Source organism: Glycomyces buryatensis (genome assembly GCF_004912275.1).
In the GTDB taxonomy this organism is placed as follows: domain Bacteria; phylum Actinomycetota; class Actinomycetes; order Mycobacteriales; family Micromonosporaceae; genus Glycomyces; species Glycomyces buryatensis.
The window spans coordinates 1-11,524 of record NZ_STGY01000072.1 but is presented as its reverse complement, the minus strand read 5'-3'; the positions used below and the strand labels follow the sequence as shown (position 1 = coordinate 11,524).

The following is an 11,524-nucleotide window of genomic DNA, read 5'->3' as shown; positions in this document are numbered from 1 at the left end:
CTGCACACAGGCTCCCAGAATCGAGCGGGACCGGTCCCGAACCGCGTGACCAGTGGACGGCTCACGTATGGTGTGGTGCGTACCAATTGCCGTTCAAGGGACATTCCGGAGGCAGCATTGAGAGCATTCGGCTCGGACACGCGCCTGCCGACGGTGGCCCTGGTGCTCGACATCCTCCGCGAACGCACGACCGTCAGCCGGATCGAGATGGCCGAGGCCACCGGACTCACGCGGTCCACCATGACCAATGCCGTCCGCAAACTGATCGACCTGGGCTTCGTGCACGAGGTCGGGACCTCGCGATCCCAGCGGGGCACGCCGCGCCGCCTGCTCGAGCTCCAGCCCGAGTCCTGCTTCATGGTCGGGATCCAGTTCGACCGGTACTCGGCCGTCGGCGTCGTCGTCGACCTGGCGGGACGCATTGTGGCGCAACGCGACATGCCGGGGGCGGGCGAGCGGGGACCGGAGGCGGTCATCCCGGAGTTCGCCGCGCAAGTCAAGGCCCTGCTGCATTCGGCCGGCGTCGCCCGCTCCGACGTGCGCGGCATCGGCCTGGCCACGTACGGGCCGCAGGACCGCGACGCGGGCGTCCTGCTGACGCCGCAGCCGACCGAGGCGTGGCAGGGGTATCCGCTCGCGGCGGCGCTGGCGGAGGCGACGGGCCTGCCGGTGGCCATCGAGAACGACGCCACCGCCGCCGGGATCGGGGTGCAGGCGCTGGGCGACTCGCCGTCGAGTTTCGCCGTCGTCTTCATGTCCGGCGGCATCGGCGCCGGTCTCATCATCGACGGCTACCCCTACCGCGGGGCGACCTCCAACGGGCTGGAACTGGGCCACATCTGCGTCGACTCCGACGGGCCCAGGTGCCATTGCGGCAACGTCGGGTGCGTCGATTCCATCGCCGGTTCGATCGCGATCGCCGAGCGGGCGCGGCGCAATCCGGGTCTGGTCTCGCGACTGGGGCTGGGCCTGGATCCGCTCACCGATTTCAGGGGCATCGGCCGTGCGGCCATGGTCGGCGACGCCGATGCGTCCGAACTCATCGAGATTTCGGCGCGGAAGTTGGCGGTCGCGACCGTGAGTCTGGTGAACATTCTCGACGTCGGCCGGGTCGTCCTCGCCGGGAACGCCTTCGCCGATGTCGGGCCCGTATACCGGAACGCCCTGCAAGAGACGCTCGATCGGTCGGTGTTCATGCGCCACGTGCACAGCGTGCGGGTCGAGCTGGCCGGCAACGTCTCCCACGCCGCGGCCGTCGGCGGCGCCATGGTGGTGCTCCGCAACCTGCTCGAGTCACCGAACATCGGAGACCGGTCCGCGCTTGTCCCTTGACCATTGGCGGCGGGCCGCCCCGTGAGGGACGGCCCGCCGTGTCGGTGGTTCGCATCAGGGCCGGTTGGCCAGTGCCTCCTTGATGCCTTCGCCGTAGCCGGTCGGCGTGCCGTCCCAGTCGCTGATCAGGCCCGGCATGTCGCAGTTGGGGTACCAGCTCCAGGCGGTCCAGCCGATGTCGTGCGAATCGGCCCAGTCGATGAGGAGATCGCTCCAGTCGTGGTTGCAGCCCGCGTCGCCGAACTCGCCGAAGAATGTCGGCACCTCGGCGGCGATCGGCGCGACGTCGGCGTCCCAGCATTCCTGGAGATTGCAGCCGGTCTCCTCGTAGACGTGGACGCTGGCGACGAGGTTGCCCTCAGGGTCGGTCGGCCGGTAGTCGAGGTAGCCGCCGCAGCCGTTGCCCCACCCGTTGCAGGTCACGATGACCGGTTGCGTCGCGCCGGTCGAGCGCACGGCGTCGATGAGGTCCTGCATGCCGGCGGCCTCCCAGCCGTCGACGGTGCAGCCGTCCCTCCAGCATTCGTCGGAGATGTCGTGCGGCTCGTTGTACAGGTCGTACAGGACCGCCGGGTTGTCCTTGAACCGCTCGGCCACCGAGGCCCAGAAGTCCGGGGAGTTGTCGGCGTCGGCCATCTTCTGCTGGCCCTCGGCCGGTTCGGTGCCGGGCGAGCTCCAGTGCAGGTCGAGGACGACGTATATCCCGGCGTCGGTCAGGCGGGTGACCCAGTCCTCGATGAAGGCCCGGTAGTTCTCACCGGTCCACTCCGGCACCGTCTCGCCGTAGCCGAGCCAGCATTGCTGGTTCATGGGCACGCGGATCGTGTTGGGCTCCCACGACGCCATGAGATCGATCGCGGCATCGTCGGAGGGGCCGTCGATGAAGCCCCAGCCGTGGATGCACGGCCACTCGGTGCCGGTGCGGTTGAAGCCGTTGAGGATGACGGTCTCGCCCGCCTCGTTGACGAGCTGGTTGCCCTCGACCTGCAGGGCGCTGGGCCTGGCCTTCTCGGGGGGATCGGTGGTCGGGTCGTCCGTGGGAGTCTCGGTCGGCTCGCCGCCCTGGTCGCCGCAGGCGACGCCGTTGACGGTGAACTGCGGCGGGGCCTCGGTGCTGCCGGTGCCGATGAAGCCGAAGGCCTCCCGGGCCTCGCCCGCGTTGATCGAGCCGTTCCAGCCGACGTCGGTGCCGGAGAATGCGGCGCCGGTCTGGTTCCAGTCGACGTTCCAGGCGCTGGTGACGGTCGTGTCCCCCGGGAACTCCCAGGCGATGTCCCAACCGTCGATCGCCTCGCCGGCCAAGATGCTCACGGTGGCTTGGAATCCCGTGTCCCAGGAGCCCACCACCCGGTAGTCGACCTCGCAGCCTTCGTCGGCGGAGGCCTGGTTCGCGCCGACGACGCTGAGCGTCGTTGCGGCGAGCGTCGCGACCGCGGTCGCGGTCAGCGCGAGCCCGGTGCGTTTGTTTCGATGTAGTCGCATGTCCTGTTCCTTCGGTTCACGTGAAGGGAAGCGCTCCCAGAAGAGCGGATACAACGATAATCATCGATATATTCGTCATTGTCAATGCGCTAAACAAAAGTATTGCCCGCGCCGCACGAGAACACCGAGTCCTGAATGAACTCGGGCGCCGTGCGCCGGACATCGATGCCGGACTTGGAGACGGGTTCCCTACCTGGTCCCGCGGCGCAGGATCGGGGGGTTCAGCAGGGTCGCCGCCCCGCGCCGGAAGAGCGCGGCCGGGCGGCCGGGTCCGCCCTCGGTCGATCTCCCGGTGGCCTCCACGAAACCCGGTGTGGTGGTGACCTTGCGGTGGAAGTTGCGCGGGTCCAGCGGCTCGCCCCAGACGGCCTCGTAGACCTGACGCAAAGCGGCGATGGTGAACTCGGGCGGGCAGAAGGCGGTGGCGAGCGGTGTGTACTCCAACTTGGACCGGGCCCGCTCGATGCCGTCGGCGAGGATGCGATGGTGGTCGAAGGCAAGGTCCTGCTGGTCGACCGGCCGCCAGGCGGCCGCCGCCGCGTCCGTGCCGGCCGTCGGAGTGGGAAGGTCCGGGAGGAGCGCCAGGTGCGCGACCGTGACCACGCGGCCGCGCGGGTCGCGCTCGGGCTTGCCGTAGCTGGCGAGCTGCTCCAGGTGCCCGCCCGGCCCGGCCAGGCCGGTCTCCTCGGCGAGTTCGCGCCGCGCGGCGGCGGCCAGATCCTCATCGGCATGGACGAAGCCGCCGGGCAGCGCCCACCGGTCGAGGTACGGCTCCAGGCCGCGCCGCACCAGCAGCACCTTCAACTCGCCTTCTCTCACCGTGAGAACCACAAGGTCCACAGTGACGGCGAACACCGGATAATTCATTATCACCACCTTGACGATAACCTAGCATCTCCGTTATCGTCAGAGTGACGAGAATGGAGAACCCCCATGGCCGATGTCACCAAAGTCCTGTTCCTGCGCCACCTGCGCGGCACCCCCACCGTCTGGGTCCGGTACCAGCAACGGGGCCGCGTCCGCACCGAGGGGACCGGGCAGTCGTTCTGGTACCGCCCGCTGGTGGCGGTGCTCTCCGAGGTACCGGTCGACGACCGGGAGCTGCCGCTGATGTTCCACGCACGCACGGCGGACTTCGCCGACGTCACCGTCCAGGCCACAGTGGCCTACCGGATCGCCGACCCGGCGCTGGCCGCCACCCGACTGGACTTCTCGGTCAATCCGTACCAGGGCCGGGCCCGGGCGCGGCCGCTCGACCAGGTCGCGACCCTCCTCACCGAGCTGGCGCAGCAACCCGCCATCGACCTGCTGGCCCGCCTGCCGCTCGCCGAGGCGCTCACCGTCGCCATCACCGAGATCCGGGAGGCCGTCGCCGACGCGCTCTCGGACGACCCGCGGCTCAGCGACATCGGGGTCTCCGTGGTCAGCGCCCGGGTCGTGGCGGTCCGGCCGGAACCGGAACTGGAGCGGTCCTTGCAGACCCCGACGCGGGAAGCCGTGCAGCAGGACGCGGACAAGGCCACCTACGCGCGGCGGGCCCAGGCCGTCGAGCGGGAGCGGGCCATCGCCGAGAACGAACTGCAGAACCAGATCGAGCTGGCCCGGCGCGAGCAGCAGCTGGTCGAGCAGAAGGGCGCCAACGACCGGCGGACAGCCGAGCTGGCCGCGGTCGCGGAACTCGCTGCCGCCCAAGGCGAAGCGGAGCGGGAACGCACCCTCGCCGCAGCCCAGGCCGAGAGGGTCCGGGCCGTGGGAGGAGCCGAGGCCGAAGCGGAAGCGGCCCGCATGGCCGCCTACCGGGACCTGCCCCCGGCGGTGCTCCAGTCGCTGGCGCTGCGCGAACTCGCCGGTCAGCTGCCCGAGATCGGGCAGCTCACGATCACGCCGGACCTGCTCTCCGGAGCCCTGGCCCGTCTCGCCGACGGATCGCGATGAGCGCGACGCTGGCACCGAGAGTGGTGGTGGTCAGCCGCCGCAGCGAACTCGAAGAACTGCTGATCCGACACGGCACCCGCGCCGCGGCCGACCACTTCCTGCGCCAGCGCGGGCGCGACCTGGACGAGGTCACCGCCCGACACGAGGCACTCCAGGCCGCGCTCACCACAGTGGATGCGGCGGTCCCGGCCGACTGGCGCCGGGGCCGGGTGGACAGGGCCGACCTGCCCAGGTTCCTGTTCTCGCCGGAGGACCTGGTCGTCGCGGTCGGCCAGGACGGGCTGGTGGCCAACCTCGCGAAATACCTGTCCGGCCAGCCGGTGATCGGAGTGGACCCGGAACCGGGACGCAACCCCGGCGTACTGACTCGCTTCCAGCCGGAGGCGGTCGGCGCCGTGCTGCGGGCCGCGACCGAGCAGACGGCGGCGATCCGGCGCCTCACCATGGTCGCCGCCCGCCTCGATGACGGCCAGGAGCTGGCCGGACTCAACGAGGTGTACGCGGGCCACGACTCCCACCAGTCAGCCCGCTACCGGCTCGTCGGTGCGGACGGAAGGGAGGAGCGCCAGTCCTCGTCCGGCGTGGTGATCGGCACCGGCACCGGAGCCACCGGATGGGTCGCCTCGATCGCGGCCGAACGCGGGGGAGGCGTCGCACTGCCGATGCCCCAGGAGCCTTCATTGGCCTGGTTCGTAAGGGAGGCATGGCCATCACCGGCGACCGGAACCTCCCTGACCGCCGGAACCCTGAAGGCGGGGGAGCGGCTGCGACTGGTCTGCGAGAGCGAACGGCTCGTGGTCTTCGCCGACGGCGTCGAGCCCGACCATCTCACCATCACCTGGGGCCAACAGGTCACGATCGGACTGGCCGACCGGCACCTCCATCTGGTCGTCCCCGGAAACGGTCGGGGTGCTTGAGCATCGCTTGCAGGCCCGGCGGGAGCGCCGGGTCCGAGCGGCACGTCGAACGGTCGGACAGGATAAGACTTTCGATCGATCGGACTAAGCCGCAATGGTATCCCCGGCTGCGGGACACCCCCTAGTGTCGTCCGCATGGCGCATTATCCTCGCAAGCCCGTCCCCGGCGACCGTGTCGCGGTGGTGTCCCCTTCCGCAGGCCTTCCCGAGATCCTGCCGCTGCCGTACGAACTCGGGCTCGCCCGGCTCCGAGAGGACTTCGGGCTGGTGCCGATCGAGTACCCGTCCACCCGCCGCATGGGATCGAGCCCGGCCGACCGCGCCGCGGACCTGCACGCCGCCTTCGCCGACCCCTCCGTCAAGGCCGTCATCAGCAGCATCGGCGGCGATGACCAGCTCACCGTCCTGCCATACCTGGACCGGAAGTTGCTGCAAGACAACCCGAAGCCGTTCTTCGGCTTCAGCGACTGCACCAACCTGCTCGCGCTCCTCGCCGATATCGGCATCGTGGGCTACCACGGCGGGGCGGTCATGACGGCCTTCGGCCGCCCCGGCTCGATGCATCCGGCAACCGAGGACTCCCTGCGGGCGGCGCTGTTCGGGACCGGGACGTTCGAGCTGAGGGACCCCGGCGAGTACCGCGACATCGACCGCGACTGGGCCGACCCTGCCACCTTCGAGGCGGCGCCCGAGATGAGCCCGAGTCCCGGATGGGAGTGGCGCGGCAGCGGATCAATCGTCACGGGGCACGGCTGGGGCGGCTGCCTTGAAGTGGTCTCGTGGCTGCTCATGGCCGACCGCTGCGTCCCCGACCCCGAATGGTTCGACGGCGCGGTGCTGTTCTTCGAGACCTCCGAGGAGATGCCCGAGGCGACCGAGGTCTATCGGATCCTGCGCTCGATCGGCGAGCGCGGGATCCTCGGCCGGTGCGCGGCAGTCCTCATGGGACGCCCCAAATCGCGCAGCCTGAACCTCGCGCTCTCGGCACCGGACGCGGAGGCGTTCCGGGCCGAGCAGCGCGAGGCCGTGGTGCGGGCGCTCGACGAGTACAACCCCGGCGTTCCCGCGGTGCTCGGCGTCGACTTCGGCCACACCGACCCGCAGCTGGTCCTGCCCTATTGCGGGACCGTCCGGGTCGATGTGGCGAACCACCACCTCAGCGTCGACTACTGAACCGCCGCATGGGAGGTGAGCGGGCCGCTAGTCGGTGATGTCGCCGTAGATCAGACCGCGGCCGTTCGTCGCGATGTAGACCCGGCCGTACACCTCGGGGTCACCGGAGATCGCCTTCCCGGTCCACGCCCACTGATGGGCATCGTCGTTGATCCGCGACCACGTCCGGCCCTCGTCGGTCGAACGCCAGATCCCGCGCTTGCCGCCGGCCTTGGCCGAGGCGTAGATCGCGGGGTAGCCGCGTCGCCCGTGACCCTTGCCGAAGCCGACCGCGTCGGCCTCTTCGAAGTCGCGCACCCGCTTCCAGATCCGTCCGCCGTCGGTGGAGCGCCACATGCCGTACGTCGCATCGGCCTTGCCGCCGACGAGCCACAGCTGCTTCTGCTTGCCCGGCACCGATCGGAAGTCGACGTCGCCTTCAGTGGGCAGACCGGTCGCGCCGGTGTCCGCGAAGGTGAGACCGGCGTCGGTGCTGGCGTAGAACGTGCCCGCCGCGAAGGCGTACAGGCGGTTCGGGCTGGTCCGGTCGGCCCGCACGCGTGCCCCGGCCGGGAGTCCCGCGACGGTTGTCCAGGTCTGGCCGAGGTCGGTGGAGTAGACCGGCGCGGTCGCCCCGTCGCCGGGGGACCAGATGATGACGGCCCCGTCGGCGCTGACCGCCACGGTGCCTCCGTTGGCCCCGCCCGCGACACCCGCAAGTCGGGACGTGGTCAGCCAGGTCGCGCCGCGGTCCGTCGAGACGCCCACGTGCCCATCGGCATCGCCATCGACGTCACCGCTGCCGACCACGATGTCGGGGTTGAGCGCGGCGAAATCGACACTGCGGCCCGACGACCAGTTCGGACGCCGGATCTGGACGCCCGCCTCTTCGAGGTCGTTCTGCACGAAACCGCCGAGGTCGCCCATGGCGGATACCAGGGTCCCGCCGAGCGCCGCGATGTCCTGCACCGCCGTCTCTTCAAGGCCCTCAACGCGAACGGCGACGGTGAACGGGTCGACCGGCAGCGCCACCTGGTGCCCGGCCGCATCGTCCCAGCCCACGAGCGCACCCTGGTCGTCCCAGGCGGTCAGCTGCTCGGTGCCCCAGATGGTCGCGCCGGTGCCCCACATGATGCGGTCGGAGTTGTGCGGGTCGATCGCCAGGGCGTCGATCATCCAGCCGTGCTTGATCGCATAGGCCGGGCCGTCGTCGACGCTCCCGAACGACAGCCATTCGCTGCCCGAGGCGTCCATGGTGAAGCGGTCGGTGCGCTCGGGCGGCCACGAGAAGTCGGCATCCCAGGCATATTCCCAGCTCGTCTCCCAGGTCGCGCCGGAATCCGTTGAGCGGAAGATGATCTCGTCGGGGTACCAGTTGTTCTGAGTCGCGGCCATGAGCGTGCCGGGGCGCTGGCGGTCGACGGTGAGGCCGCCGAAACCGGGGATGGTGCCGACCGGGTTCTGGGTCGGGGTGACGTCGGTCCACTCGCCGGTCGCCAGCGCGAGGCGCCAGATCGCGCCGCCCTTGCCGGAGGTCGGGCCGCCGTTGTAGGGCCCGGGGTCCCAGCTGGTGACGATGAACAGGTGGCCGTTCTCGTGGTCGAAGGAGGCCTGCTTGGGGATGACCCGGTTGCCGTCGACGCTGCCGATGACGGTCGCGCCGGGGACGGGCTGCCAGGTCGCGCCTTGGTCGGCGGAGACGTAGAGCGGGTCGTCGGGGTCGGCGACCCCGACGAAGATCCGGCCGTCCTGGTCGAAGTCGATCCAGATGACGCCCTGGTTGTCGTCCGAGTAATCGCCGCTCGGATCCTGCACGAAGTTCCCCGGGTTCGGGAACGAGGTCACCTCGGCCCAGGTGCGGCCGTAGTCGCTCGACTTCCACAGCCCATTGCCGTTCGGCGTGCCGAGGTAGACGACGGCATTGTCGGCCGGGTCGACGGCGAGACGCTCGCCCATCCCGCGGCCGGGCATATTGCCGCCCTGCTTGAACGGGAGCTCGGCCGCGCCCCAGGTGTCGCCGTAGTCGTCGGAGTAGAGGACCGCGCCGGGAGAGGGGTCCCAGTCGTTGGTGTAGGTGCCGACGGCGGCGTAGACGCGTTGCGGCTCAACGGGGTCGGTGGCGACGGCGACGACGCCGGTCCAGCCCCAGTTGTCCCAGCCGATCCAGTCCAGCAGCGGCTTCCAGGTCTGGGTGGGCTCCTGCCAGCGGTAGAGCCCGCCGATGTCGGTGCGGGCGTAGATGAGATCGGCCTGCGTCTCGTTGAAGACGATGCCGGGGACGTAACCGCCGCCATTGACCACGGCGTTGCGCCAGGCATAGGCGTCATCGCAGCGTCCGGAGGTCTTGGCGTGGGCCGCGGCGGGAACGGCCGTGGCCGCCACCGCGGCAGCGCCGATCGAAGCGGCGAAAGTGCGTCGTCGCACGTGTGCTCCTTGTGAGGGGACTCGGTCGGGAAGAGCACCGAGGCGTTAGTTGGGAGGCCCAACATAACAGGCGGTCATCCCTGCGGCAAGAGGCCCCAGGTCAGGTCGAGCCCGATCTTCATCTGGTGGTTCCTTTTTAGGCGTAGAACGCCGGACGCTCGGTCAGTTCGATCGGGACGATCTGCCCGCTCTCCAGTGCCCGGACGGCGGCGTTGGTGACGACGGTGGCGGCATATCCATCCCAAGCGGACGGTCCTGCGAGCGCCCGGTCGGAGTTCAGCGAGTCGGTCCATTCCTGGAGCTCGACGTCGAACGCGGCCGCGAAGCGGCTCGGGAAGTCCTGGACCACCGCGAAGCCGGCCTGGGCGGCGCCGCGCACGACCGGTGTGGCCGGGTCGGGCAGGCGCACGGTCCCGGTCTCGCCGACCACCTCGCACTGGATGTCATAGCCGTACTGGCAGTTGACGAACACCTCGACGTCGATTCGGGCGCCCGCGGCGGTCTCCAGCAGGACGATCTGCGGGTCGGTCAGGTGCTCGAACCGCTTCGAGGTGCTGCGCGGCTTCACGACCTGGACGGAGACGAACTCGTCGTCGAGCAGCCACCGCAGCGCGTCGACCTCGTGCACGGCGGTGTCCAGGGTCGCCATGCCCGAGTGGTAGGACTCCGGCACTGACGGATTGCGGTGCGCGCAGTGCGCCATGAGCGGCGCGCCGACGCCACCGGCGTCGATGATCTGCTTCATCTGGCGGTATCCGGCGTCGTAGCGGCGCATGAAGCCGACCTGGACGAGGCGGCTCCCGTGGGCCTGCTCGGCCTCCAGGATGCGCAGCCCGTCGGCGGCGTCGGTGGTCAGCGGCTTCTCGCAGAACACCGGTTTCCCGGCCGCAATGCACGCGAGGACCTGTTCGGCGTGGACCGGCCCCCAGGAGGTGATCACGACGGCGTCGACCTCAGCGTCGTCGATCAGCTTCTCCGGCGAGTCGATCACCCGCGCCCCGGCGATCGCGGCCACCTTGGCGGCCCGGTCGAGATCGATGTCCGACACTGCCGTCACGCGGGCTCCGGTGATCACGTTCGTCAGGCGACTGACGTGTTCCTCGCCGATCCAGCCGGCCCCGATCAACCCAATACCGATCGTCATTCGTTCTCGCCCCGTCATGGTCGTCTTTCCTTTCGTGGGAGGTCGCTGCGCATCATCAGGACTGCTGGTGGCGAGCCCCAAGTCCGCAGTTATTGAGGTACTTGCGGGTCCGCACCGCGATCGGGTAGGGCACATCGGACTCGCACGGATACAGGTCCTGCTCGACGATCACGAACAGTTCGGCGTCGAGCCCTGCCAGCGCGGTGACGATGTCGGCGGGATCGGGTACCCCCGCGGGAGGCTCGACGCACACCCCGCGTTTGACGGCCTCCCCGAATCCGAGGCCCTCGTCGTTCACCTGCTGGAGCACTTCCGGGTCCATCTGCTTGATGTGGACGTACCCGATGCGCTCGGCATAGCGGCGGATGAGATCGAGGTTGTCGCCACCGCCGTAGGCGACGTGCCCGGTGTCCAGACACAGCGATACGAAGTTCGAGTCCGTCCCGTCGAGGAACGTCTCGATCTGGTCCTGGGTCATGATCTGGGTGTCGGCGTGCGGGTGCAGGGCGATGGTGACGCCGTGCTCCTCGAACATCCGCCGGCCGATGCGGTTCGCGGTGGCGTGCACGGTCTTCCACTGCTCGGCGTCCCAGTCGGTGACGTCGTTGACCGCGTCGGTCTTCTCGTCGCGGAACAGCGGCGGAATGAACACGACGTGCCGCGCGCCCTGCGAAGCGGTGAGCTTCGCGACCTTGGAGACCGTCTCAATGGTCTGGTCGAAGAGCGCCGGGTCGTGGAGATTGCCGAAGACGGTGCCGCCGGAGACCTTGAGTCCCCGCCTGCCGACCTCGTCGGCCAGGCGGTCGGGGTCGGTCGGGAGGTAGCCGTACGGCCCGAGTTCAAGCCATTCGTAGCCGGCGCCGGCGAGTTCATCGAGGAACTGCCCGTAAGGCAGCTGGAACTCGTCCTCGGGGAACCAGACGCCCCAGGAGTCAGGGGCCGAGCCGAGCCGGAGGTTGAGCGCTTGCGTCGTCATTGACGTCTCCTTTTTGATTGCGGCCGTTAGCTGTGGGTGGGGAAGTGGAAGGCGGCGTCGACCGAGCGTTGGACTTCGGGCCAGCGGCTGGTGACGGTTTTGGTGCGGGTGTAGAAGCGGGCGCCTTCGGGGCCGTGGATGGGGGAGTCGCCGATGAGGGAG

9 protein-coding genes are annotated in these 11,524 nt (G+C 69.6%); 4 read left to right on the top strand and 5 right to left on the bottom strand.

All coding sequences use genetic code 11. From position 1 onward, the window contains the following. The first annotated feature begins 117 nt into the window (after positions 1 to 117). Positions 118 to 1,332 (top strand): ROK family transcriptional regulator, encoded by a 1,215-nt coding sequence (locus FAB82_RS21420; protein ID WP_168801703.1) that lies wholly within the window; start codon positions 118 to 120, stop codon positions 1,330 to 1,332. A 54-nt stretch (positions 1,333 to 1,386) separates the two neighbouring features. On the opposite strand, the gene FAB82_RS21415 is transcribed toward FAB82_RS21420, so the two are convergent. Together FAB82_RS21415 and FAB82_RS21410 are read right to left on the bottom strand one after the other, a co-directional pair. Then, positions 1,387 to 2,814, bottom strand: a complete 1,428-nt coding sequence (locus FAB82_RS21415; protein ID WP_136536600.1) for a cellulase family glycosylhydrolase — start codon at positions 2,812 to 2,814, stop codon at positions 1,387 to 1,389. A 189-nt stretch (positions 2,815 to 3,003) separates the two neighbouring features. Beyond that, positions 3,004 to 3,681, bottom strand: a complete 678-nt coding sequence (locus tag FAB82_RS21410; RefSeq protein ID WP_136536599.1) for an NUDIX hydrolase — start codon at positions 3,679 to 3,681, stop codon at positions 3,004 to 3,006. 66 nt (positions 3,682 to 3,747) lie between these two features. On the opposite strand from FAB82_RS21410, the gene FAB82_RS21405 reads away from it, so the two are divergent. From FAB82_RS21405 to FAB82_RS21395, 3 genes are all read left to right on the top strand, one after another. Next, positions 3,748 to 4,749, top strand: coding sequence for an SPFH domain-containing protein (locus FAB82_RS21405; RefSeq protein WP_136536598.1), 1,002 nt, complete (start codon positions 3,748 to 3,750; stop codon positions 4,747 to 4,749). Then, positions 4,746 to 5,666, top strand: a complete 921-nt coding sequence (locus FAB82_RS21400; protein ID WP_136536597.1) for a diacylglycerol kinase catalytic domain-containing protein — start codon at positions 4,746 to 4,748, stop codon at positions 5,664 to 5,666. Before FAB82_RS21405 ends, FAB82_RS21400 begins: the two co-directional genes overlap by 4 nt. 135 nt (positions 5,667 to 5,801) lie before the next feature. Continuing rightward, a complete protein-coding gene (locus FAB82_RS21395; protein ID WP_136536596.1) occupies positions 5,802 to 6,839 on the top strand; it encodes a S66 family peptidase in 1,038 nt (345 codons plus the stop codon). Positions 6,840 to 6,866: 27 nt separating this feature from the next. On the opposite strand, the gene FAB82_RS21390 is transcribed toward FAB82_RS21395, so the two are convergent. The 3 genes from FAB82_RS21390 to FAB82_RS21380 form a co-directional block, all read right to left on the bottom strand. Beyond that, the gene (locus tag FAB82_RS21390; RefSeq protein ID WP_136536595.1) at positions 6,867 to 9,242 is read right to left on the bottom strand and encodes a WD40/YVTN/BNR-like repeat-containing protein; all 2,376 of its coding nucleotides are present in this window, start codon (positions 9,240 to 9,242) and stop codon (positions 6,867 to 6,869) included. A 136-nt stretch (positions 9,243 to 9,378) separates the two neighbouring features. After that, positions 9,379 to 10,386, bottom strand: coding sequence for a Gfo/Idh/MocA family oxidoreductase (locus FAB82_RS21385; protein ID WP_136536594.1), 1,008 nt, complete (start codon positions 10,384 to 10,386; stop codon positions 9,379 to 9,381). 55 nt (positions 10,387 to 10,441) lie between these two features. Next, on the bottom strand, positions 10,442 to 11,362 hold the full coding sequence (locus tag FAB82_RS21380) for a TIM barrel protein (protein ID WP_136536593.1): 921 nt from the start codon (positions 11,360 to 11,362) through the stop codon (positions 10,442 to 10,444). Positions 11,363 to 11,524: the final 162 nt, after the last annotated feature.